This window comes from Streptomyces sp. VNUA24 (genome assembly GCF_029167005.1).
Classification (GTDB): Bacteria; Actinomycetota; Actinomycetes; order Streptomycetales; family Streptomycetaceae; genus Streptomyces; species Streptomyces scabiei.
On sequence record NZ_CP119143.1, the window covers coordinates 7,434,636 to 7,458,055 of the forward strand.

A 23,420-nucleotide genomic window follows, 5' to 3' on the forward strand; every position below is an offset into this window, starting at 1 on the left:
TGCCGCCCGTCGGCGGCACCACCCCTCGATCCGTTCCGTGCGCTCAGAGCGCGTCGGGACCCCGCTCGCCCGTCCGCACCCGTACGACCGTCTCCACCGGCAGCGCCCACACCTTGCCGTCGCCGATCTTCCCGGTCTGGGCGGCCTTCACGATCGCGTCGATCACGGCGTCCGAGTCGGCGTCCTCGACGACGATCTCGATCCGGACCTTGGGGACGAGGTCCACCTGGTACTCGGCTCCCCGGTACACCTCGGTGTGGCCGCGCTGCCGGCCGTAGCCGCTGGCCTCGCTGACGGTCAGACCGTGGACGCCCATCTCCTGGAGGGCGGTCTTGACCGCGTCGAGGCGGTACGGCTTGACGATCGCGGTGATGAGTCTCATGCCTTGGCCTTATGAGTGGAGGACGTGGACGACGGCGAGGAGACGGACGCGCCGACCGGGGCGCCGTGGCCCAGGACGCCGTGATCGTATGCCGTCTCGGCGTGCACCGTAAGGTCGAGACCGGTGTGCTCGTGCTCCTCCTCCGCACGGAAGCCCAGCACCTTGTCGATCAGCTTCCCGATGCCGTATGTCACGGCGAACGCGTACGCCCCGACGGCGGCCACGGCCACCAGCTGCCTGCCGAGCTGGCCGAACCCGCCGCCGTAGAGCAGCCCTTCGGCCCCGCCGGTCATCGACCGGGCGGCGAAGACACCGATCAGGACCGTGCCGATGATCCCGCCGACGAGGTGGACACCGACGACGTCGAGCGAGTCGTCGTAGTTCAGCCGGAACTTCCAGCCCACCGCGTAGGAGCAGACGACACCGGCGGCCAGGCCGATGACCAGCGCGCCCAGCAGCGAGACCGAGCCGCAGGACGGGGTGATGGCGACCAGGCCCGCGACCGCGCCGGAGGCCGCGCCCAGCGTCGTCGGGTGGCCGTCGCGCTTCTGCTCGACGAAGAGCCAGCCGAGCAGACCGGTGCAGCCGGCGGCGAGGGTGTTGAGGAACGCGGCGGCGGCCAGACCGTTGGCGCCGAGCGCCGAGCCGGCGTTGAAGCCGAACCAGCCGAACCAGAGCAGGCCCGCGCCCAGCATGACCATGGGCAGGTTGTGCGGGCGCATGGCATCTTTCTTGAAGCCGAGCCGCGGCCCGAGGACCAGGCAGAGGGCCAGTCCCGAGGCGCCGGAGGTGACCTCGACCGGCAGGCCGCCCGCGAAGTCGAGGGCGCCGAGACCGTCGAGGATCCAGCCACCCGGCCCCCACACCCAGTGGGCGACCGGAACGTATACGAGCAGCGTCCACACCGGCACGAAGACCAGCCAGGCCCCGAACTTCGCCCGGTCCGCGATCGCGCCGCTGATCAGCGCGGCCGTGATGACCGCGAAGGTGAGCTGGAAGGTGGCGAAGAGGAGGGTCGGGACGGTGCCGTGGACGTCGGCGGGGCCGAGGTCGGCCATGCCGAGATGGTCGAGGCCGCCGACCAGTCCGCCGAAGGCGTCGTCCCCGAAGGCGAGCGAGTAACCGGCGGCCAGCCACACCACGGTGACCAGCGCGATCGACACGAAGCTCATCATCAGCATGTTGAGGACGCTCTTCGTCCGCACCATGCCGCCGTAGAAGAGGGCCAGGCCCGGGGTCATCAGCAGGACGAGGGCGGTGGCGGCGAGCAGCCAGGCGGTGTCGCCGGTGTCGACGGACGGCGCGGCGATGGCCGGCGCGGCGAGCGGCACGGCGAGGGGCGCGGCGAGGGTCACGGTCGGCAGGACCTTTCTCGGGCGGGCGGGGGCTCGTCAGAGGGTGATCGGCGTGCGTTTCCGGACGCGTACAGGTGTGTTTCGGTGACGTTTCGTTGCGTGGGGGTTTCGGAAAGCTCACCGTCGGTGCCGGGTGCCGCGGGGCTTCGTGGATCAGGGAGAATGGGCGCCATGAGCGTCCGTACCCAGTCATCCGAGCAGCCGGCCGAGGCCGCCCACCGCGCCGGCTTCGCCTGCTTCGTGGGCCGCCCCAACGCGGGCAAGTCCACCCTCACGAACGCTCTGGTCGGCCAGAAGGTGGCGATCACCGCCGATCAGCCGCAGACCACGCGGCACACGGTCCGGGGCATCGTGCACCGGCCGGACGCCCAGTTGATCCTGGTCGACACCCCCGGCCTGCACAAGCCGCGCACGCTGCTGGGCCAGCGCCTCAACGACGTGGTCCGCACGACGTGGGCCGAGGTCGACGTGATCGGTTTCTGCCTGCCGGCGAACGAGAAGCTCGGCCCCGGCGACCGCTTCATCGCGAAGGAACTGGCGTCCATCAAGAAGACGCCGAAGATCGCGATCGTCACGAAGACCGACCTCGTGGAGAGCAAGCAGCTCGCCGAGCAGCTGATCGCCATCGACCAGCTCGGCAAGGAGCTGGGCTTCGAGTGGGCCGAGATCGTGCCCGTCTCGGCGGTCGCCGACAAGCAGGTGGACCTGCTGGCCGACCTGCTCGTCCCGCTGCTGCCGGAGGGACCCGCGCTCTACCCCGAGGGCGACCTCACCGACGAGCCCGAGCAGGTCATGATCGCCGAGCTCATCCGCGAGGCGGCCCTGGAGGGTGTCCGCGACGAGCTGCCGCACTCCATCGCCGTGGTCGTCGAGGAGATGCTGCCCCGCGAGGACCGCCCGGCCGACCGGCCGCTGCTGGACATCCACGCCTTCGTCTACATCGAGCGCCCCAGCCAGAAGGGCATCATCATCGGCCCCAAGGGCAAGCGCCTGAAGGAGGTCGGCATCAAGTCCCGCAAGCAGATCGAGGCGCTGCTCGGCACTCCGGTGTTCCTGGACCTCCATGTGAAGGTGGCCAAGGACTGGCAGCGGGACCCGCGCCAGCTGCGCAAGCTCGGCTTCTGACGGAACGTGGACGCGTAGGGGCGCCGTGGCGAAACCGGCGCCCCTGCTCTTCCCCCTGCTGGTCAAATTTGACTAGAGTGAAGGGATGGGCGAGAAGACGATCCCGATCCTTCCCTGCCGGACCCTCCAGCCCGTGCTGGAGTTCTACGAGGCCCTCGGCTTCGAGGTGACCCTGCAACAGCGCAGTCCCAACCCGTACGCGGTGGTGGAACGAGGTGGGGTGGAGCTGCAGTTCTTCGGGCTGAAGTCGTTCGATCCCGCGCGGTCGTTCAGCACGTGCTATGTGGTCACGGACGACGTCGACGGCCTGTACGCGGCCTTCAGGGCCGGGCTCAGGCAGACGTACGGGCGGATCCCGACCCGGGGGCTGCCCCGGCTCGGGCCGCTGAAGGACATGTCGTACGGCATGCGGCAGTTCCTGATGACCGACCCGGGCGGCAACTGCGTCCGCGTCGGACAGCCGACGAGTACGGACCAGAGCCACCGGCCCGCCCCGAAGGAGACCTTCGCGCGGGCCCTGCACCACGCGTCCCTGCTGGCGGACTCCAAGGACGACCCGGCGGCCGCGGCACGCGTCATCGACCGGGTGCTGGCGCTCGACGACCTGCCGGCCGCACCCCTGCTGCTGCGGCTGCTCGTGCTGCGGGGCGACATCGCGGTCCGGCTCGGCGACGAGGGGACGGCCGCCGCCGTGCTCGAACGGGCCGGGGCGGTCCCGCTCACCGCCGGGCAGCGGGACACCGTCCAGGACGCGCTGGCGCGGCTGGAGGACCTGCGGGGGCGGGGCCCGGTGTGAGAAGAGCCGCCGCCCCGGTACTCCGGGGCGGCGGCGGGTGTCTCACACGGGTCGGGCGGGGGTGGGGGCTAGCGCGTCCACCAGGCCGCCGAGGTGCTGCGCAGCGTGTTCGTACCGCAGTGGATCTCGCCCATGCCCAGGTGGTACGTCTCCCAGTCGTCGAGGTACGACACCTTCATGCCGGCGCTCGTGTACGCGGCCGTCACCGCCTCGGTGAAGATGTCCTTGCCGCCGATGACCGGACCCCACTGGCGCGGGGCGAGGTAGTGGGTACGGCTCAGGACGATGCCGTTGACGGCGCCGGGGACGTAGGCGCTGGTCATGACGGAGGGCGCGGGGGCCGCCGGGGAGGCCGCCGCCGTGCTGTCGGGCGTCAGGGCGCCCTTGTCCGCCTGGTCGTCGAGCCGGCGCTGCTGGCCGTAGTCCCGTGCCGCTTCCGGGAGTTCGGCTCCGGCGCCGAGGCGGGTCAGCCGGGGCAGACGGATCTTCTCGTCACCGCCCGACTGCGACTCGCCGGCCATCTCCCGGCCCCGGGTGTAGAGGGCCGGGACGCGGACGACCTCGGCGTCGGTGACGCCCGTCTCGCGCTGGAGCACCGCGAGGTTCTCCTCGATGCGGCGCGTGGCGAGGTTGTTGTCGGAGACCAGGTGCTTGGAGCCGAGCGCCTCGGAGATGCTCTCCCACGGGACGTCCGGCAGCGAGAACATCGACGTCGAGCCGTGGCCCGCCGCCTTCGCGTCACGCAGCAGCTTCAGGCCCGCCGCGGGGTCGGCGATCGCGATCTTCCAGCCGCGCGGGGTGTCGGCGGGCAGGAACTGCACGAACTCGTCGACGTGGCCGACGTGCAGCCAGGACGTATCGAGGAACAGCGGGTCCTGCAGCCCCTGCGACTTCAGGAACGTCCGCATCACCTTCGCCGGCTTGGAGCCGGTGTCCGGGCGCTGGCCCATGATGATCCGGCCCGCCGGGTAGGAGCGGTCGCCCTGCGCGTAGGGCGGAATGGTCTCCAGGTTGCCCATGGAGTTGAGCGTCCACTCCTCCGAGTCCTTGGCGCCCGTCACCTGCACGGCACCGATGTTCGGACCGCGCATCTTCTCGAACAGCTCCCGGCCGGCCTCCCGGTCCAGCTGGGCGGAGCGGAGCATCACCCGCATGGCCTGCCGCTTGCCGTCCGCGCCGGTCATGCTGACGTACGCCGGCTCGACGAAGTCCTGGGCCCAGATGTCGCCGTACTTGGTGAAGTTCACCGTCGGCTTGGTGATGCCGGCGCTCTTGGCGGCCTTGTCCAGGCCCTCGCGGAACACGCGGTTGAGTTTCGCGTAGCCGCCGTGGTCGCTGCCGGAGATCTTGGTGACCAGCATCTGCTGGGCGTTCTGCAGGTGGTGGTGGGTCAGCAGCGGGGCCACGCGCAGGGTGACGGAGTCGGCGGTGGTGCCCTTGGAGGACGTCACGGTCAGCCGGACCCGGGCCGTGCCGTCCCACTTCGCGGTGTCCCGGATCACGTCACGGGCCTCGACGCCGAACTCGACGCCGGCCTTCAGCTCGGCCCGCGACAGCCGGGTCTTGGCCGTGACCGGCTCCCACTTGGTGCCCCGCTTGACGAACACCCGGGTCTGCGCGGCGCCCGCCGTGACCTTCACGGTGCCCTGCGCCCCGGCGGGGACGCCCGCCATCGGCACGGACCGCACACGGGCCAGGTCGGCGGCGTCGGCGGTGCCGTTCACCTTGGTGTCGGAGGCGTCGTTGCAGGCGGCCAGCTTGGCGTTCGAGAGGGGCTTGCCGTTCGGGCCGGTGACCGGGCAGCGCTTGGTGTCGTCGTCGATGTTGGGCAGCATCAGCGCGCCCCGGGCGACGGTCCAGCCGTTCTCGCCGGCGGTGTCGGTGGTACCGGTGACGTCGACGGTCCCGTCCCGGTTGGTGTCCACGCGCAGATCGGTCGGGGGCGCCCCGTCCGCGAACGCCGAGGGCGCCGCCAGCGAGGGCGTCGCGAGCAGCGTGCCGGACACCGCCAGCACGGCTATCGCCTGCCGTGCGGGGCGGGTTCGGAGTGGTCTGGTTGAACGCGTAGGCACAGAGCGTCCCTTCGGCGGCGAGCGTGGTCAGCACGGAAGACGGGGGAACGGGCGGATCCGTTGTCTGTGCACCCCCTGTGAAACAGGTGATCTTCCGCACTCCGCCCGCGCGAGCCCTCGCACCCCGTCGGCGGGGTCTACTCCACCGCGCGGATCCGCCCCACGAACACCGCCCCCGCCAGCCCGATCACCGCCGCCACCACGTACAGCACCCGGTAGCCGCCCAGATACGTCACGATCGGCGCGGCCAGCACCGGGGCGGCCACCTGTGGAAGGGAGTTGGCCACGTTGATGACGCCGAGGTCCTTGCCCCGGTCGAGGGCCTTGGGCAGCACGTCGGTCATCAGGGCGAAGTCGACCGAGGTGAACACCCCGAAGCCCAGGCCGAGCAGGGCCGAGGCGACGAGCGCGCCCGGCCAGGTCGGCCACAGGGCGATGAGCCCGGTCGCGCCCGCCATCAGCATCCCCGACCAGTACACGAACGGCTTGCGCCGCCCCACCCGGTCCGACCACACCCCGGAGACCACCACCGTCGCCAGCAGCGTCGAGGCGTTCACCACCGTGAGGATGAGCACGCCCTCCTCCGGGTCCGGGTACCCGACCCGGTCCCGCAGATAGAACAGCAGGTAGAGCAGACCGAGGCTGTTGCTCAGGTTGATCAGGAAGCGCGTCAGCCAGGCCCACGCGAAGTCCGGGTACCGCCGCGGGCTCAGCCAGAAGCCCCGCAGGAACGCCCGCCACGACCACACCGGGCGCGCCGCCACGGGCAGCCGCTGGTCCCGGTGTCCCAGGACGTACGGCAGCACGCCCGCCAGGGTGAACACCGCGCACGCCGCGTACCCCGCGCCGACGCCCCCGCCGAGCGTCGCCAGCCCGGTGCCGCCGACCACGCCCACGATCTGCGCCGCCCCCAGCCAGCCGCCCACCGCGCCGCGTTGCAGCCGGGGCACCCGGTCCGGGACCGCCGCCGTGACCGCCGCCCAGGACGCGTTCAGCGTCAGCTGCACCAGACACCAGCCGACCGCCATGGTCCACAGCCCGCCCGCGCCCGCGAGCAGCAGCAGCGACACCGCCCCGCCCGCCGACCCGGCCACGATCCAGGGCGTCCGGCGGCCCCAGCGGGACGTCGTCCGGTCCGACAGCGCCCCGAACAGCGGGGTGGCCAGCAGCGAGACGACCGCCCCGGCGCCGGTCACCCACGCCAGCATCGTCTCCTTGGACATGCCGGCGCCGGGCGCGAAGTCCTCCGCCTGGGAGGCCAGCAGGATCTGCAGCGGGCCGTACCAGCCCACCCAGATCGCCCCGTTGGCCAGCGCCAGCGCGGAGGTCCAGCCCCCGCCGACCCGCTCGACGGGCTCGGCGAGGGCCTCCGTCGGCCGTGTGGTCGTCATGCTCTGCTCTGGGCCCGCAGCAGGTCCCGGTACCAGGCGTACGACGCCTTCGGGGTCCGCTCCTGCGTCTCGAAGTCCACGTGGACCAGACCGAACCGGCGCGCGTACCCCTCGGCCCACTCGAAGTTGTCGAGCAGGGACCACACGAAGTAGCCGCGGACGTCGACGCCCGCCGCGACCGCCTCGTGCAGGGCCCGCACATGGCCGTCCAGGTAGGCGATGCGCTCCTGGTCGTCGAGGCCCTCGTAGGAGCAGCCGTTCTCGGTGATGACGATCGGGGGCAGCCGGTCGCCGTAGCGCTCGCGGAACGTGGTGAGGAGTTCGGTGAGGCCCGCGGGGACCACCGGCCAGCCGAAGTCGGTCGTCGGGGCGCCCTCGACCTCCTTGACCGTGAACGGGAGTTCGGCCGGGATCGTGATGCCGCCGAACTCGATGTCCTCGCCCTCGGGCGCGCCGACCCGGGTCGGCGCGTAGTAGTTGACGCCGTACCAGTCCAGGGGCTCGGAGATGGTCTTCAGATCGGAGCCGACGTCCGTCCCCGGCATCATCTCGCCCAGCCCCTCCGGGTACTCACCGAGGATGATCGGCTCCGCGAAGAGGCGGTTGAGGAGCAGGTCGTAGAAGCCGGCCGCCTCGACGTCGGCCTGTTCCCGCGAGGCCGCCCAGGTCGGCCCGTGCGAGTTGGCGATGCCGATGTCGGTGATCCCGGCCGCGCGCAGGGCCCGGACGGCCAGGCCGTGGCCCAGCAGCTGGTGGTGGGCGGCCGGGAGCGCGTCGAACATCAGCTGCTTGCCCGGCGCGTGGGTGCCGAGGGCGTGGCCCAGCAGGGTGTGCTCGGCGGGCTCGTTGATGGTGATCCACTTGGTGACGCGGTCGGCGAGCCGGGCGGCCACGACGGCGGCGTACTCGGCGAACCGCTCGGCGGTGTCCCGGTTCAGCCAGCCGCCCGCCTCCTCCAGCGACGACGGCAGGTCCCAGTGGAAGAGGGTCGGCACGGGGCGTACGCCCGCGCCCACCAGCTCGTCCACCAGGCGGTCGTAGAAGTCGAGCCCGCCGGGCGAGTTCACCCGGGTCCAGGAGACCGAGAAGCGGTACGCGCCCACGCCCAGGTCGCGCAGGAGGCCCACGTCCTCGGGGTAGCGGTGGAAGTGGTCGCAGGCCACCTCCGCCGTCGAGCCGTCCTTGACGTGCCCCGCCCCGGCCGTGAAGGCGTCCCACACGGACGGCTCGCGCTCGGCCGCGGCCCCCTCGATCTGGTGCGCGGAGGTCGAGACGCCCCACAGGAAGCCTGCCGGGAACTGGGGTATCGGGTTCGTCGGAATCGTCGCCATGGGCGGATCATCCGTACCACGGGTAACGGAAGTCAACGCCCCAGGGTGAAGTGCCCGTTACGCACCCCCGGCGCCCCGGCGGGGCCGCTCACGCCCCCTCCTTCAGCACCCTCCTGATCAGCTCCCGCTGCTCCTCGGTCAGTCCGGGATCCGCGCAGTGCACGGTCCTCCCGTCCACCGTGATCTCGTAACGGAAGCCGTCCGGCACCCCGAACGGCGGTGAGTCCCGGCCGGCGGCGAGCGCGCACGCGGCCAGGGCCCTCCACTCCTCGGCATCGGGCCGTCCGGCGGTGTCCACCACCGCGTGCCGCTCGATGCCCGCGAAACCGCCCGTGCGCCGCACTTCGATACGCATGGGTCATGTCTAGTACGGATCGGGGCCCGGCCGCAGCACCGCGTGGCCGGACCCGGCCCTCACAGCGTCCGCACGCCCACCTGCTCCCAGCCCTTCAGCACGGCCGTCAGTTCGTCGCCCTGCCCGTAGCGGTCCTTCGCCGCCTTCACCGTGAGCGTGGCGAAGTCGACGAAGAGGGCCTGCTTGCTCAGCTCGCCCCCGGTGAGGACGTCGTACCAGATCTGCCCGGCGCGCTCCCAGGCGTGACCGCCGAGCGCGGTGGCCACCAGGTAGAACGCGTGGTTGGGGATGCCGGAGTTGATGTGGACGCCGCCGTTGTCGCGGCCCGTGCGGACGTAGCCGTCCATGGTCGCCGGCTGCGGGTCCTTGCCGAGGACGTCGTCGTCGTACGCCGTGCCCGGGGCCTTCATCGAGCGCAGGGCGGTGCCGGTGACCCGCGGGGCGAGCAGGCCCGCGCCGATCAGCCAGTCCGCCTCGGCGGCGGTCTGGCCGAGCGTGTACTGCTTGATGAGCGCGCCGAAGACGTCCGACATGGACTCGTTGAGCGCGCCCGGCTGCCCGAAGTACGTGAGGTTCGCCGTGTACTGGGTGACGCCGTGACTCAGTTCGTGGCCGATGACGTCGATCGGGATGGTGAAGTCGAGGAAGATCTCGCCGTCGCCGTCGCCGAACACCATCTGCTCGCCGTTCCAGAAGGCGTTGTTGTAGTCGCGGTCGTAGTGCACGGTCGCGTCCAGCGGCAGGCCGTTGCCGTCGATCGAGTCGCGCGCGAAGGACTGCCAGAACAGCTCGTACGTGGCACCCAGGCCCGCGTACGCGCGGTTGACCGTGGCGTCCTTGCCGGGCTCGTCGCCCTCGCCGCGCACCTTCCTGCCGGGCAGGTCCGTGCCGTGGCGGGCGTCGTGGATCGTGCGGTGCGGCCGGCCCGCCTCGGCGCCGACGGGCGCGGCGATGCTCGGGGCGCCGACGACCGTGGTCAGCCGGCGGTGGGTGCGCTCGAAGGCGTCGCGCTCCAGGGTCTTGCGCGCGGCGCCGGCGAGCACGGGGTCCTCGGCTCGGGAGAGCTTGTCGAGGACGTGGGGTGGTACGACGGTGCAGAAGACGGGCTCGTGGCCCCCGTTGGTCGTCATGTTCCGCACGATCGCACTCCGTTAGGGGCGTGTCACTAGGGGCCACCATGATTGGTGAAATGTCGCCGTATGGGTTGTGGAACGTCATCGCCGTGTTACGGAGGGTGGGAATCGGGCTGTCCGTGAGTGGGGGTTCTCGCGCAGTTCCCCGCGCCCCTGACGGGGCGCTGCCCGCACCCGGTGTGGTCTTGCGCACCTTTTGTCCCTATTGGCGTCACTGTCCCGCATACTGATACGACCCCGCGCGGCAGGGACGGCTCGGCTAGGCTGCTCCGCATCATGCGTTTCGGGCTGCTTCTCCTTAGCTGCCGCGGCGAGGGCCTGTAGTCGAGGCCGACCCCCTCCCCGCGGTGCTTTGGCGTTGCGTCGTCGGCCGTCCTTTCCGGACCATCGAGGAGCCCACGCATCATGGCGAACCACCAGCAGCCCACGTCCATGCCGATCCACAAGTACGGGCAGTACGACCAGGTCGACATCCCGGACCGCACGTGGCCGGACAACCGGATCACCGTCGCCCCCCGCTGGCTCTCCACCGACCTGCGCGACGGCAACCAGTCCCTGATCGACCCGATGTCGCCCGAGCGCAAGCGCCGGATGTTCGACCAGCTGGTCAAGATGGGCTACAAGGAGATCGAGGTCGGCTTCCCCGCCTCCGGTCAGACGGACTTCGACTTCGTACGGTCGATCATCGAGGAGCCGGGCGCGATCCCGGACGACGTCACCATCTCCGTACTGACCCAGGCCCGTGAGGACCTGATCGAGCGGACCGTGGAGTCGCTGAAGGGCGCCAGGCGCGCGACCGTCCACCTGTACAACGCCACCGCCCCCGTCTTCCGCCGGGTCGTCTTCCGGGGCTCCAAGGACGACATCAAGCAGATCGCCGTGGACGGTACGCGGCTGGTGATGGAGTACGCGGAGAAGCTGCTGGGCCCCGAGACGGAGTTCGGGTACCAGTACAGCCCGGAGATCTTCACCGACACCGAGCTGGACTTCGCGCTGGAGGTCTGCGAGGCGGTGATGGACGTCTACCAGCCCGGACCGGGCCGCGAGATCATCCTCAACCTGCCCGCCACGGTGGAGCGTTCGACCCCGTCCACGCACGCGGACCGCTTCGAGTGGATGGGGCGCAACATCTCCCGCCGCGAGCACGTGGTGCTGTCGATCCACCCGCACAACGACCGCGGCACCGCCGTCGCCGCCGCCGAACTGGCCCTGATGGCCGGCGCCGACCGCGTCGAGGGCTGCCTGTTCGGCCAGGGCGAGCGCACCGGCAACGTCGACCTGGTCACCCTGGGCATGAACCTGTTCTCGCAGGGCGTCGACCCGCAGATCGACTTCTCCGACATCGACGAGATCCGTCGCACGTGGGAGTACTGCAACCAGATGGAGGTCCACCCGCGCCACCCGTACGTGGGCGACCTGGTCTACACGTCCTTCTCCGGCTCCCACCAGGACGCCATCAAGAAGGGCTTCGACGCCATGGAGGCGTCCGCGAAGGAGCAGGGCAGGACGGTCGACGACATCGAGTGGGCCGTCCCGTACCTGCCGATCGACCCCAAGGACGTCGGCCGCTCCTACGAGGCCGTCATCCGGGTCAACTCGCAGTCCGGCAAGGGCGGTATCGCCTACGTCCTGAAGAACGACCACAAGCTGGACCTGCCGCGCCGGATGCAGATCGAGTTCTCGAAGCTGATCCAGGCCAAGACCGACGCCGAGGGCGGCGAGGTCACCGGCTCCGACATCTGGGCCGTCTTCCAGGACGAGTACCTGCCGAACCCCGACAACCCGTGGGGCCGGGTCCAGGTCCGCAACAACCAGTCGACCACCGACAAGGACGGCGTGGACACCCTGACCGTGGAGGCCGAGGTCGACGGCGCCCCGACCACCCTGGTCGGCACCGGCAACGGCCCGATCTCCGCGTTCTTCCACGCGCTGCAGGGCGTCGGCATCGACGCCCGGCTGCTGGACTACCAGGAGCACACGATGAGCGAGGGCGCCTCCGCGCAGGCCGCCTCGTACATCGAGGTCGCCATCGAGGACAAGGTCCTGTGGGGCATCGGTATCGACGCGAACACGACGCGTGCGTCGCTGAAGGCGGTCGTCTCCGCCGTCAACCGAGCGGCTCGCTGACCAGCCCGACCGGCGGTTCGAAGGGCCCCGTTCACCGGAAATCCGGCGGACGGGGCCCGTCGTTTACCGGCCAAACCCTGTGCAGGTCGCGGGTAGGGCTCGTCCGGAGTACTGACTGCGCCTCACGGATGTGGCTAACATCACCAAGCGCGGCAATGTTGCCGAGGGGGCACTTCCCGCGCCCAAGAGGGCCGTGTGTGGGGGAGTTACGGAGGTGCCGCGTGCTGCCAGGACGGGACCCGATCGGCGACGCCGCCGCGTCCGCCCGCGCCGGGTGCACCAGCCGTGCCACCGGTCTGTCGCGGGTGATGGGTACGCGGATCGCGTGGACGGGCGTCGGTGACGGCGAGTTCTTCTGTCCCGGCTGCGGAGGCGACCGCAACTACCAACGCCTCACCGGCCGCCGCCGCTTCACCCTCCTCGGTGTCCCGGTCCTGCCGCGCGGCGAGACCGGCCCCGTGGTGGAGTGCGCGGCCTGCCGCCACCACTACGCCACGGACGTCCTCGACCACCCCACCACCACCCGCTTCTCCGCGATGCTCCGCGACGCCGTCCACACCGTCGCCCTGGCCGTCCTCGCGGCCGGCGGCAGCCGCTCCCGCACCTCCCTGTCCGTCGCCGCCTCCGCCGTCCGCTCCGCCGGCTTCGACGACTGCACCGAGGACCAGCTGGACGCCCTGGTCGAGGCCCTGGCCGCCGACACCGGCCGCGTCCACAGCGAGCCCTGCGGCCCGGGCCTCGCCATAGAGCTCCACGAGGCCCTCGACCCGCTGGCCCCTCACCTCGCCGCCACCGGCCGTGAGGCGATCCTCCTCCAGGGCGCCCGGATCGCCCTGGCCGACGGCCCGTACACCCCGGCGGAACGGGACGCGCTCGCCACGGTCGGGGCGGCCCTGACGATCTGCTCGGACGACGTGACCCGCCTGCTGGCGGCGGCGCGCACGCCCTCGTAGCCCGCGCGCGGCCCGCGGCCGCCTACAGCAGCCCCGCCGCCGCCAGGTACGTCCCGACGCGCTCCACCTCCGCCGGCGACAGCGGGACCTGCGGCTCCGCGGTCGCCGGGCAGGCGATCACACCGCGCAGGTGGAGAGCCGCCTTGAAGGCACCGAGGGCGGAGGAGCCGCCGCCCATGCGGGCGGAGGAGCCGACACCGGTCAGCCCGAAGAGGGCGCACAGGCGCTCCTGCTCGGCACGGGCCCCGTCCCGGTCGCCGGCCCGGAAGAGGCGGTCGAGACGGACGTACCCGGCCGGGTCGACGTTCGCCAGCCCCGGCACCGCGCCGTCCGCGCCCAGGGCGAGGGCGGAGTCGACGACGAGTTCGGAACCGGTGAGGACGCCGAAGCCGCTGATCGCGGGGTCCGTACGGGCGCCCGTGACCACCGTGCGGAAGGCGGCCAGGTCGCCGCTGGAGTCCTTGAGACCGGCGATGACCCCCTCGGCCGCCAGTTCCAGGACCACGTCGGCGGGCAGCTTCGTGTGCACGGCGGACGGGATGTCGTAGGCGAGGACGGGGACGGGGGAGCCGGCGGCCAGCAGCCGGAAGTGCCGGGCCATCTCCGCCGGGTGGGTCCGGGTGTAGAAGGGAGCCGTCGCCACCACGGCCTCCGCGCCGGCGGCGGTCACGGCCCGGACGTGGTCCAGCACCCGGGGCGTGGTCATGTCGATCGCCCCGGCGAGCACGGGGAGCCCGCCGCCGACATGCCCGACGACCGTCTCCACGACCCGCCGCCGCTGCGCGTCCGTCAGGAACGCCGCCTCCGACGACGAGCCGAGCACGAACAGCGCGTCCACACCGGCCGCCACCAGGTGGTCGACGAGCCGCGTCAGCGAGGGGACGTCCACCTCGCGGTCCGGCGTCAGCGGGGTGCAGACGGGCGGGACGACACCGGTCAGCGGGGCGGGCACGGGCATGGCGGCTCCTTCGGCGCTGTGCATCGCGTACGGAGCCCGGCGCGGACGCGGCCCGGCGCCCGGCCGGGCCCGGTCACACGTCACTCCTGCTCCCGCACAGGATGGTGGCAGCCGCGGCGGCGGCCGGGGGCCGACTCGGCCGAGAACACCCGTGGGGTCTCCGCGCCGCGAACCGTTCCGTCGCCCTGCGGCGCGTGTCCGGACGCGCGTACGATGCGGCGCATGCCCGCGGAGACGACCGAACCCTGGGACCCGGCCGCGCCCGGTGTCCTGCGCCTGCCCTCGGGGCGGCTGGTGCGCGGCCGGGGGCTGCGCCGTCCGCTCCCGGACGGCCCCGTCCCCACCTACGCCGTGTACTGCCTCGGCCAGGACCCGCCCGCGGTTCCCTGGGCGTCCCGCTGGCTGCGCTGGCCCGACTTCCGGCTGCCCGCCGACCGGACGGAGGCCGCCCGGGTGCTGCGGGACGCCTTCGACCGGGCGGCCGGCGAGCGGGTCGAGCTGGCGTGCGGCGGCGGCCGGGGCCGTACCGGCACCGCGCTGGCCTGCCTGGCGGTGCTGGACGGCGTACCGCCGCAGGAGGCCGTGACGTACGTGCGCCGGCACTACGACCGGCACGCCGTGGAGACCCCCTGGCAGCGGCGGTACGTACGGCGCTTCGGGACCTGACCGGCTCCGGCCGGCCCGGCTAGCCGGCGGTCCTGGCGGGCCCGTACAGGGCGTTCGCGGCGCCCGTCATCAGCGCCCAGTACCGGTCCCCGTACGACCAGTGCCACCACTCGGTGGGGTAGTTGACCAGCCCGGCCGTGGTGAGGGCCGCGCTCAGGATGCGGCGGTTGCGGCGGGCGGCGTCGGAGATGTTCGGCGCGTCCGTGTAGCAGGCGTCGTCGCTCTCCTCGGGGCTCGCGTCGAGACGGGTGCCCATGTCGAGTTCCTCCCCCGCGGTGGTGCACAGGGTGAGGTCGACCGCGGCGCCCGCCACGTGCGGCCCGATCTCCGGCGGCGAGAGGGAACGGCTGGCCTGGACACGGAGGTGCTCCTCGGTCCACTCCGGGTGGGCGAGCCGCAGCTCGGCGGCGTACGCCTCGAAGTACTCGATCTGCAGGGCCAGCGGCCGGTACCCCTCGGTGACCAGCAGCCGCAGCCCCTCGGGGAGCAGCCGGGCGGCCCGCGCCAGACGCCAGGCGACACCCTCGCGCAGATGCGCGTACGACCCCTCGGCGTCGGCCTGACGGGAGTCGACCACCACGAACGGCAGCTCCCTCAGATCGACGAGGGGCTCACCGCACTCCTGCACCGGGACACCGGCGACCCGGGGGTCGCTCATGAGGATGATCGAAGGCATGGGTCGTCTTCCACCGGGCGGCGGGTGTGCGGCGGAGGAGGGTGCGGCAGCACCCCGGGGAGGGACCTGATCCCCTGATGTCCCTCCCCGGGGGCTTCCCCCCTTGAGTGGTGGTCTGCGGTCCGGGCCGGGGTGGTCCCCCAGTCCGTCCTGCTGTTCCGAACCCACTGTCGTCACGTTCCCACCGGTCCGTCCCCTGTGCGCTCCGGTGGGCCGACCGGCCGGGCGGTGGTCGCCCGGCCGATCCGTTGTTCCCCCGAGAGCACCGAGAATGGCGCACCCCGCTGGAAGTTCTCTGCAAGTCCGCCGCAAGCGGGTTTCGGCCTGGCCGGGATCACACCCAGGGCCAGGGCTCGTCCCGCTCGCGGGCCTCGCAGGCGTCGAACACCGCCATGGCCTCGGCCCGCAGCGCCTCCCCGCCCGCCCGGTCGCCCCGTGCGGCCCGTACGACGGACAGGTTGCGCAGGGCGCGCGCCCGGGGCAGCGGCAGCGCGAGGACCCCCCAGAGGGCGGCGGACGCCGTCAGCAGCCCCTCCGCGTCCGCCGGCCGTCCGCCGGCCAGCGCGCACTCGCCGAGCGTGCGCAGCGTCAGGGCCTCCCCGAAGCGGTCCTCGTGGGCCCGGCAGACCTCCAGGATCTCGCGCAGCTCCGCCTCCGCCTCCCGGACGTGCCCGAGCCGCAGCCGCGCCTTGGCGCGGGCCCGCAGAGCGTACGCCGCCATGTGCGGGTCGCCGATCTCCCGCAGGATCTCCAGCGCCTGCTCGGCCACGCGCGCGGCCTCCTCGTAGGCGCCGAGCGAGCGGTGCACCAGGCTGAGCGTGCGCAGCGCCAGGGCCTCGCCGCGCCGGCTGCCGAGCCGCCGGTACGCCCGCAGCGACTCGTCGAGCAGCGGGAACGCGCCCTTCTGGTCACCGAGTTCGAGACGTACGGAACCGCCGTACCGGCAGGCCACCCCGACCCCGGTGTCGTCGCCGACGCGCCGGAAGCCCTCGGCCGCGTCGGTCAGGGCCCGTTCCGCCTCGCGCAGTTCGCCGACCTCGCGGCAGGCGCTGCCGAGGCCGGCGAGGGCGGCGGACCGGCCGAGCACGTCACCCAGCTCGGTGCAGACGCGCTCCGCGGTGCGGAAGTACTCCTGGGATTCGGCGATACGGTCCTGCTCGTAGCGGAGCTGGCCCAGGCCGATGATGAGCAGGGCCTCGCCCGAGCGGTCCTCGGCGCGACGGGCCGCGGCGAGGGCGGCGTCGTGGCTGCGCCACCAGGCGTCGAAGCGGTTCTTGATGGCGAACGAGGAGGAGCACAGGGCCGCCGCCGCTTCGCAGGCGAGGGTGTGCAGGCCGAGGGCCGCCGCCCGTTCGACCGCGGCGGTCAGGGTGTCCGCCTCCGCGTCGAACCAGGCGAAGGGGTCCTCCAGGGCCCGGCGCGTGGTGCGTGCGCCCACCGGGGCGGGGGCGTCCGCCGGTGCGCGGCCTCCGGTCCGCCGTGGCTGCCCGTGCCCCTTCCGGGCGAAGCCCTGCCGCAGGGTCACCGCGCCCGAAGGGGACTTCTCCGTCACCCGGTCCATCAGCCACAGGCCCGCGCCCAACGCCCTGCCCACCGCCGCCGTACGGTCCTCCACCGGGTCCTCCGCCTCGGCGCGTTCGGCGGTGTAGACCCGGACCAGGTCGTGCAGCCGGTAGCGGGGCTGGCCGACCTGGTCGGTGCCGGGGCAGTTGATCAGCTGGGCGTCCAGGAGCCGTTCGAGGACCTCCTCCGCCTCGTCCTCGGGCATGCCGGAGAGCGCGGCCACCGTCCACACGGCGACGTCCGCCGGGCCGAGGGTGGCGATCCGGCGCAGCACCCGGCGGGCGCACGCGTCGAGCGCCCGGTAGCTGAGGCCGAGACCGGCCCGTACCTCCAGGTCGCCCACGGACAGCTCGTCCAGGCGGCGGTGCTCGTCGGCGAGGCGCTCGGCGAGCACGCTGGGTGTCCAGTGGCGCCGGGTCGCCAGCCGGGCCCCCGCGATCCGCAGGGCCAGCGGCAGCCCGCCGCACAGCTCCACGATGCGCCGCGCCGCGGCCTGTTCGCGCGGGTCGTCCGGGGTGCGTTCCGGGCCGGTGACCCGGGTGAGCAGTTCCAGGCCGCGCGCGTCGTCCAGGACGTCCAGGTCGGTGCGCCGGGCCCCGACGAGCCCCCCGAGCCGGGCCCGGGAGGTCACCAGCACCCCGCAGGTGGCGCTGCCCGGCAGCAGCGGCCGTACCTGGGCCTCGCCGCCCGCGTCGTCCAGGACCAGCAGGATCCGCCGTCCGGCGACGAGGCTGCGGAACAGGTCGCCGCGTTCGGCCGTGTCCTCGGGCGGGTCCGCGCCGAGCGCCCGCAGCAGCCGGCCCAGCACCTCGGCGGGCGGTACGGGCTCGCTGAAGCCGTGCAGTTCGGCGTAGAGCTGCCCGTCGGGGTACGCGCCGGCCACCCGGTGCGCGGCCTGCACCGCCAGCGCCGACTTGCCGACCCCGGCCGCCCCCGACACCACGACGACGGGCATCGCCTCCCGCTCGCCGGTCAACGCCCCGACCACCCGCCCCAGTTCCTCCTCCCGTCCGGTGAAGTCCCCGATCGCGGGCGGCAGGAGCGACACGGGCCGGGGTGCGGTGACGGGCTGCGGGGCGGCGGCCGTGGTGGAGGTGAGCAGCGCCGGGTCGGCCCGCAGGATGGCCTCGTACAGCTTGGTCAGTTCCGGGCCCGGGTCGAGCCCCAGCTCGTCGGCGAGCACCGCCCGGCCCTCCGCGTAGACGGCCAGCGCGTCGGCCTGCCGGCCCAGCCGGTACAGCCCCAGCATCAGCTGGCCGCGCGGCCGCTCCCGGGTCGGCCGGGCCTCGACCAGCGAGGTCAGCTCCGTCACCAGCTCCGCCTCGTGCCCGCCGGTCTCCAGCTCGGCGGCGATCCGCTCCTCCAGCGCCGCCTGCCGGGCCTCCTCCAGCCGGCCGGCCTCACCGCGCAGCGCGTCCCCGACGCCGCCGAGCGCGGGGCCGCGCCACAGCTCCAGCGCCTCCCGCAGCAGCCGGGCGGCCCCCGTGTGGTCCCCTTCGGCGGCGGCCCGGCGCGCGTGTGCCGTGCCCGCCTCGAACTCCAGCAGATCGACCCGGCCGGTCCCGGGCCGCATCACATATCCCGGCGGCCGGGTCTCGATCGCCTCCGCCGCCTCGCCGGGCAGGGCCCGCCGCAGCGCCGACACGTACGTCTGCACCAGTGCCCGCGCGGTGTCCGGAGGCTCGTCGCCCCAGATCACGTCCACCAGCGCGTCCGCGGGCACCACCTGGCCGGCCCGCAGGAGCAGCACGGCCAGCAGGGCCCGCGGTTTCGGCCCGCCCAGCCGCAGGGGTCTGTCACCGTGCCACGCCTCGACCGGACCGAGCAGTCGGAATTCCAGCTCCACGGGTCCCCATCTTCCGTGCTGTCGGACCGCCGGGACAGCGGTTGCTCACGCAACGTTCGACGCTCATGTACGCCGGGTGGTTTCCCATGACGCGTGATGCGTCGAGGAGTTGCCGGAAAACGGGGGAACCAAAGGGAATCTTAGGTGGACAACGCGGAGATTCCCCACCTGTGTGAGGACCACCTGTGACGATGCTGTGAGGACTGCGCCGCTTCTCGCCCGCGGCCTTTCCGCTCCAGCTGTTTCGATGCCCCGGTCCCTCGGTTTCCACGCCCGGTTCCCTCGGTCTCGGCGCCCCGGCGCAGCGCTTTCGCGCCGCCCCGCGATCGCCCGGGACAGACTCCAGCCGAGTGTAGACACCGCAGGTCACCGGGGGGATGCGAAGAGTGAAACCCGACGATGCGGGGGAGCACCGTGGAGGCGGTGCGAGAAGGCCCGGCGGGCGGGATCCGGCGGGTGTGCCGAAGAGGCGGAGGATGCGGTGGAGGAATTGCGGCGGAAAGCCGGAAAAGCGGGAATTGTTCTTCCGGTGCCGGGTAATTGGGCGGCGGCTCTGCGGTGAGCGGTCACGGGAAGAAGCCGGCGGTCGGTACCTACGCGGTCGACACCCGCACGGGCCGGGTCGGCCGGGTGATGGGCCACGAGGGTCCCTACGTCCAGCTGCGGCCGGTCGGCGGCGGGAGGGAGTGGGACTGCGCCCCCGAGACCGTCCGGGCCGCCACGACGATAGAACGGCTCCGCGCGGCCACCGCGTACGAGAACGCCCGCAGCCGGGGCGAGGTCCCTTGAAGGGGTGACGGTAGGCGAGAATGGGCGGCATGAGCCTGTTCCGCGACGACGGCGTCGTCCCGCGCACCCGGACGCCGGGTGCGGCGGACGCGCTGCCGCCGCCCTCCGGGCGAGGCCCCTCGTGCCTCCCGCAGCGGACAGGCCGCGGGGGTGCGTGGTGAGTCTGTTCCGGGACGACGGTGTGGTGCTGCGCACCCAGAAGCTGGGTGAGGCGGACCGCATCATCACCCTGCTCACCCGGGGGCACGGGCGGGTGCGCGCGGTGGCCCGGGGGGTGCGCCGGACCAAGTCCAAGTTCGGCGCGCGGCTCGAACCCTTCTCGCACGTGGACGTGCAGTTCTTCGCGCGGGGCAGTGAACTGCTCGGGCGCGGGCTGCCCCTGTGCACCCAGAGCGAGACCATCGCCCCGTACGGCGGCGGCATCGTCAGCGACTACGCCCGCTACACCGCCGGGACGGCCATGCTGGAGACGGCCGAACGGTTCACCGACCACGAGGGCGAGCCCGCCGTGCAGCAGTACCTGCTGCTGGTCGGCGCCCTGCGCACCCTCGCCCGCGGCGAGCACGCGCCCCACCTCGTCCTCGACGCCTTCCTGCTGCGCTCGCTCGCGGTCAACGGCTACGCCCCCAGCTTCGGCGACTGCGCCAAGTGCGGCATGCCCGGCCCGAACCGCTTCTTCTCCGTCGCCGCCGGAGGGTCCGTCTGCGTGGACTGCCGGGTGCCCGGCAGCGTCGTACCCTCACCGCAGACGCTGCGGCTGCTCGCCGCGCTTCTCACGGGAGACTGGGAGACCGCGGACACGAGCGAGCCGCGGCACGTGCGGGAGGGCAGCGGGCTGGTGTCCGCCTATCTGCACTGGCACCTGGAGCGCGGCCTGCGCTCTCTTCGGTACGTGGAGAAGTCGTAGGCGGGCGCACGGCCCTCGCGCGGCGGAGCCGGCACCACCGGCGTCGCAGCACCACACAGCACCACAGAGTCGAGCACCACAGAGCAGTCAGAGTCGAGCACCACAGAGCAGCACAGAGGAGACGAGAAGCACATGGTGGTACGCGGGTTCCTGGGGCGTCAGCGCCGCGAGTACGAGGCGCCGACGCCGCATCCGTCCGGCGCCCGCGCGCCCAAGCTCCCGGGCGAGCTGGTCCCCAAGCACGTGGCGATCGTCATGGACGGCAACGGCCGCTGGGCCAAGGAGCGCGGGCTGCCGCGCACCGAGGGCCACAAGGTCGGCGCCGAGCGCGTGCTGGACGTCCTCCAGGGCTCGGTCGAGATCGGCGTGCGCAACATCTCCCTGTACGCCTTCTCCACCGAGAACTGGAAGCGCTCGCCCGACGAGGTCCGCTTCCTGATGAACTTCAACCGCGACTTCATCCGCAAGACCCGCGACCAGCTCGACGCGCTCGGCATCCGGGTCCGCTGGGTGGGCCGGATGCCCAAGCTGTGGAAGTCGGTCGCCAAGGAACTCCAGGTCGCCCAGGAGCAGACCAAGGACAACGACCGCCTCACGCTGTACTTCTGCATGAACTACGGCGGCCGCGCCGAGATCGCCGACGCCGCCCAGGCCCTCGCCGAGGACGTCCGCGCGGGCCGCCTCGACCCCTCCAAGGTCACCGAGAAGACCTTCGCGAAGTACCTGTACTACCCGGACATGCCGGACGTCGACCTGTTCCTGCGCCCCAGCGGCGAGCAGCGCACCTCCAACTACCTGCTCTGGCAGAGCGCGTACGCCGAGATGGTCTTCCAGGACGTGCTGTGGCCCGACTTCGACCGCCGTGACCTGTGGCGCGCCTGCGTGGAGTTCGCCTCCCGCGACCGCCGCTTCGGCGGAGCGATCCCGAACGAGGAGTTGCTGGCCATGGAGGGCCGGACGGAGGACTGAGCCTTGGCCCAGGCCGGCGGGGAGAACGTGGAGCTGGTGTACCGGGCGACGGCCGGGGACTTCCGCGAGGCGGTCCGCGCGTCCACGCGTGCCTCTCCCGTCGGCCGGTGGGGCCGGGGTCTGCTGCTGTTCGCCGCCGGGGCGGGCCTGTTCGTCACGGCCGTGACGCTCGCCCTGGGTGCCGTGCCCGACGCGCGGGCCCTGGTGATGCCGGTGGCGGCGGCGGGCGGGCTCGTCCTGCTGCCCCGGCTCCAGGCCCGCCTCCTGCACCGGCGGGCGGCGGCCCTCGGGCTGCACCGCGCCGTACTGGACCCGTGGGGCGTGACGGTCGCGCACGACCGGGGCACCGAGCGTCCGGCTCGCTGGTCCCAGGTCTCCCGGTACGCGGAGACGCCGCACACCTTCGTCCTGCTCGGCGGCGCCCACGCGCCCCGTCTCACGGTGCTCCCGAAGCGCGGCCTGGCGACCCCCGCCGACGCCGACCGGCTCCGCGCCGTCCTGACCCGCGAGGGCCTGACACGGCTGTAGGGGGAGGGGAGGGGGAGGCAGACGGGCCGGTGGGCCCGTGGCGCCCTACGACGTCTTCGCCGCGCACTCCGCGCAGGTGCCGAAGATCTCCACCGTGTGGGCGACGTTCACGAAGCCGTGTTCCGCCGCGATCGCGTCGGCCCACTTCTCGACCGCCGGGCCCTCCACCTCCACCGCCTTGCCGCAGACGCGGCAGACGAGATGGTGGTGGTGATCCCCGGTGGAGCAGCGGCGGTACACGGACTCGCCGTCGGAGGTGCGCAGGACGTCGACCTCGCCCGCGTCGGCGAGGGACTGGAGCGTGCGGTACACGGTGGTCAGCCCGACCGAGTCGCCCTTGTGCTTGAGCATGTCGTGGAGTTCCTGCGCGCTGCGGAACTCGTCGACCTCGTCGAGTGCCGCGGCCACGGCCGCCCGCTGCCGGGTGGAACGACCTCGTACGGGTCCGGCGGTCGTCACCGTTGCCTCCTCACGTAGCGGTCCTGCCGGGCCATTGTGCCAGCCCGCGCGGGCCCGCCGGGCTGCGGCGGACACCGGTCAGCCCCGGGACCCCTCGGCGGAGCCCCGGCTGGCCGGCACCGTGTCCCGGGGCTTTCCCGCCCCGGCGACGGGCCCGGCGGCCTCGCCGGGCTTCGGGATCACGCACTCCGCGGGGTCGCCGGCCAGAGCCTCCAGCGCCCTGGCGCGGCGCCGGGCCAGCGGGGTCGCCAGCGCGGTGAGCAGCATGAACGCGGCGATGGCGAGCAGCACGATCGTCGCGCCGGGCGGTACGTCCTGGTAGTACGAGGTGACCGTGCCGCCGATGGTCACGGTGACGCCGATGGCGACGGCGACGGCGAAGGTGGCCGCGAAGCTGCGGGTGAGCTGCTGGGCGGCGGCGACGGGGACGACCATGAGCGCGGAGACCAGCAGCAGGCCGACGACGCGCATGGCGACCGTCACCGTGACGGCCGCCGTGACCGCCGTCAGGAGGTTCAGCGCACGCACCGGCAGGCCGGTGACCCGCGCGAACTCCTCGTCCTGGCTGACCGCGAACAGCTGCCGCCGCAGGGCCAGCGTCATCACGATCACGAACGCGGCCAGGACGCAGATCGCGGTGATGTCCTCCTGTGACACGGTCGACAGGGAGCCGAAGAGGAACGACATCAGGTTGGCGTTGGTGCCGCCGGGCGCGAGGTTGATGAGCATCACACCGCCCGCCATGCCGCCGTAGAAGAGCATGGCGAGGGCGATGTCGCCGCGTGTCTTCCCGTACCAGCGGATCAGCTCCATCAGGACGGCGCCGACCACGGACACGAGCGTCGCCATCCAGACCGGGGACCACGACAGCATGAACCCGAGACCGACGCCGGTCATCGCCACATGGCCGATGCCGTCGCCCATGAGGGCCTGGCGGCGCTGGACGAGGTAGACGCCGATGGCGGGGGCGGTGACGCCGACGAGGACGGCGGCGAGCAGGGCCCGCTGCATGAAGGCGTAGTCGAGGATTTCCATCGTG

At 72.8% G+C, this 23,420-nt stretch carries 21 protein-coding genes; 9 read left to right on the forward strand and 12 right to left on the reverse strand.

Features of this window, described 5'->3' with window-relative positions; all coding sequences use genetic code 11:
- Positions 1–43: 43 nt before the first annotated feature.
- The gene (locus PYR72_RS31840) at positions 44–382 is read right to left on the reverse strand and encodes a P-II family nitrogen regulator (protein ID WP_059081079.1); all 339 of its coding nucleotides are present in this window, start codon (positions 380–382) and stop codon (positions 44–46) included.
- The gene (locus tag PYR72_RS31845) at positions 379–1,737 is read right to left on the reverse strand and encodes an ammonium transporter (protein ID WP_275458464.1); all 1,359 of its coding nucleotides are present in this window, start codon (positions 1,735–1,737) and stop codon (positions 379–381) included. Before PYR72_RS31845 ends, PYR72_RS31840 begins: the two co-directional genes overlap by 4 nt.
- Before the next feature lie 162 nt (positions 1,738–1,899).
- Here PYR72_RS31845 and era point away from each other — a divergent pair, with 162 nt between their 5' ends.
- Both era and PYR72_RS31855 read left to right on the forward strand, forming a co-directional pair.
- The gene (gene era, locus PYR72_RS31850; RefSeq protein WP_013003760.1) at positions 1,900–2,862 is read left to right on the forward strand and encodes a GTPase Era; all 963 of its coding nucleotides are present in this window, start codon (positions 1,900–1,902) and stop codon (positions 2,860–2,862) included.
- A gap of 85 nt (positions 2,863–2,947) precedes the next feature.
- Complete coding sequence (locus PYR72_RS31855; RefSeq protein WP_275458465.1) at positions 2,948–3,658, forward strand: VOC family protein; 711 nt, start codon at positions 2,948–2,950, stop codon at positions 3,656–3,658.
- Positions 3,659–3,726: 68 nt separating this feature from the next.
- Here PYR72_RS31855 and PYR72_RS31860 read toward each other — a convergent pair whose 3' ends face one another.
- From PYR72_RS31860 to PYR72_RS31880, 5 genes are all read right to left on the reverse strand, one after another.
- A complete protein-coding gene (locus PYR72_RS31860; RefSeq protein ID WP_275458466.1) occupies positions 3,727–5,673 on the reverse strand; it encodes a protein-arginine deiminase domain-containing protein in 1,947 nt (648 codons plus the stop codon).
- Between the two features lie 194 nt (positions 5,674–5,867).
- Positions 5,868–7,121 carry an MFS transporter gene (locus tag PYR72_RS31865; protein WP_275458467.1) on the reverse strand — a complete coding sequence of 418 codons (1,254 nt, stop codon included), beginning with the start codon at positions 7,119–7,121 and terminating at the stop codon, positions 5,868–5,870.
- Positions 7,118–8,452: a GH1 family beta-glucosidase gene (locus tag PYR72_RS31870; protein WP_275458468.1), complete on the reverse strand. Its 1,335-nt coding sequence runs from the start codon at positions 8,450–8,452 to the stop codon at positions 7,118–7,120. The genes PYR72_RS31865 and PYR72_RS31870 overlap by 4 nt, the downstream gene beginning before the upstream one ends.
- 88 nt (positions 8,453–8,540) lie before the next feature.
- A complete protein-coding gene (locus PYR72_RS31875) occupies positions 8,541–8,807 on the reverse strand; it encodes a protealysin inhibitor emfourin (RefSeq protein ID WP_275458469.1) in 267 nt (88 codons plus the stop codon).
- 59 nt (positions 8,808–8,866) lie between these two features.
- Positions 8,867–9,937 carry a M4 family metallopeptidase gene (locus PYR72_RS31880; RefSeq protein ID WP_275458470.1) on the reverse strand — a complete coding sequence of 357 codons (1,071 nt, stop codon included), beginning with the start codon at positions 9,935–9,937 and terminating at the stop codon, positions 8,867–8,869.
- Between the two features lie 408 nt (positions 9,938–10,345).
- Here PYR72_RS31880 and leuA point away from each other — a divergent pair, with 408 nt between their 5' ends.
- Positions 10,346–12,067, forward strand: coding sequence for a 2-isopropylmalate synthase (gene leuA / locus PYR72_RS31885; protein WP_275458471.1), 1,722 nt, complete (start codon positions 10,346–10,348; stop codon positions 12,065–12,067).
- Between the two features lie 221 nt (positions 12,068–12,288).
- Positions 12,289–13,020: a TerB family tellurite resistance protein gene (locus PYR72_RS31890; RefSeq protein WP_037723875.1), complete on the forward strand. Its 732-nt coding sequence runs from the start codon at positions 12,289–12,291 to the stop codon at positions 13,018–13,020.
- A gap of 22 nt (positions 13,021–13,042) precedes the next feature.
- On the opposite strand, the gene PYR72_RS31895 is transcribed toward PYR72_RS31890, so the two are convergent.
- The gene (locus tag PYR72_RS31895) at positions 13,043–13,978 is read right to left on the reverse strand and encodes a dihydrodipicolinate synthase family protein (RefSeq protein WP_275458472.1); all 936 of its coding nucleotides are present in this window, start codon (positions 13,976–13,978) and stop codon (positions 13,043–13,045) included.
- A gap of 222 nt (positions 13,979–14,200) precedes the next feature.
- On the opposite strand from PYR72_RS31895, the gene PYR72_RS31900 reads away from it, so the two are divergent.
- Positions 14,201–14,644: a protein phosphatase gene (locus tag PYR72_RS31900; RefSeq protein ID WP_275458473.1), complete on the forward strand. Its 444-nt coding sequence runs from the start codon at positions 14,201–14,203 to the stop codon at positions 14,642–14,644.
- A gap of 19 nt (positions 14,645–14,663) precedes the next feature.
- Here the strand turns inward: PYR72_RS31900 and PYR72_RS31905 are convergent, their stop codons facing one another.
- Both PYR72_RS31905 and PYR72_RS31910 read right to left on the reverse strand, forming a co-directional pair.
- Complete coding sequence (locus tag PYR72_RS31905; RefSeq protein WP_275458474.1) at positions 14,664–15,320, reverse strand: M15 family metallopeptidase; 657 nt, start codon at positions 15,318–15,320, stop codon at positions 14,664–14,666.
- 334 nt (positions 15,321–15,654) lie between these two features.
- Positions 15,655–18,729: a BTAD domain-containing putative transcriptional regulator gene (locus tag PYR72_RS31910; RefSeq protein WP_275458475.1), complete on the reverse strand. Its 3,075-nt coding sequence runs from the start codon at positions 18,727–18,729 to the stop codon at positions 15,655–15,657.
- A 558-nt stretch (positions 18,730–19,287) separates the two neighbouring features.
- On the opposite strand from PYR72_RS31910, the gene PYR72_RS31915 reads away from it, so the two are divergent.
- From PYR72_RS31915 to PYR72_RS31930, 4 genes are all read left to right on the forward strand, one after another.
- A complete protein-coding gene (locus tag PYR72_RS31915) occupies positions 19,288–19,518 on the forward strand; it encodes a hypothetical protein (RefSeq protein WP_275458476.1) in 231 nt (76 codons plus the stop codon).
- 157 nt (positions 19,519–19,675) lie between these two features.
- Positions 19,676–20,425, forward strand: a complete 750-nt coding sequence (gene recO, locus PYR72_RS31920; protein ID WP_037723881.1) for a DNA repair protein RecO — start codon at positions 19,676–19,678, stop codon at positions 20,423–20,425.
- Between the two features lie 132 nt (positions 20,426–20,557).
- Positions 20,558–21,394 carry an isoprenyl transferase gene (locus PYR72_RS31925; protein WP_275458477.1) on the forward strand — a complete coding sequence of 279 codons (837 nt, stop codon included), beginning with the start codon at positions 20,558–20,560 and terminating at the stop codon, positions 21,392–21,394.
- Positions 21,395–21,397: 3 nt separating this feature from the next.
- Positions 21,398–21,922: a YcxB family protein gene (locus PYR72_RS31930; RefSeq protein WP_275458478.1), complete on the forward strand. Its 525-nt coding sequence runs from the start codon at positions 21,398–21,400 to the stop codon at positions 21,920–21,922.
- A 45-nt stretch (positions 21,923–21,967) separates the two neighbouring features.
- Here PYR72_RS31930 and PYR72_RS31935 read toward each other — a convergent pair whose 3' ends face one another.
- Both PYR72_RS31935 and PYR72_RS31940 read right to left on the reverse strand, forming a co-directional pair.
- Positions 21,968–22,381: a transcriptional repressor gene (locus PYR72_RS31935; protein ID WP_220648872.1), complete on the reverse strand. Its 414-nt coding sequence runs from the start codon at positions 22,379–22,381 to the stop codon at positions 21,968–21,970.
- 78 nt (positions 22,382–22,459) lie between these two features.
- Complete coding sequence (locus tag PYR72_RS31940; protein WP_275458479.1) at positions 22,460–23,416, reverse strand: metal ABC transporter permease; 957 nt, start codon at positions 23,414–23,416, stop codon at positions 22,460–22,462.
- Positions 23,417–23,420 lie beyond the last annotated feature (4 nt).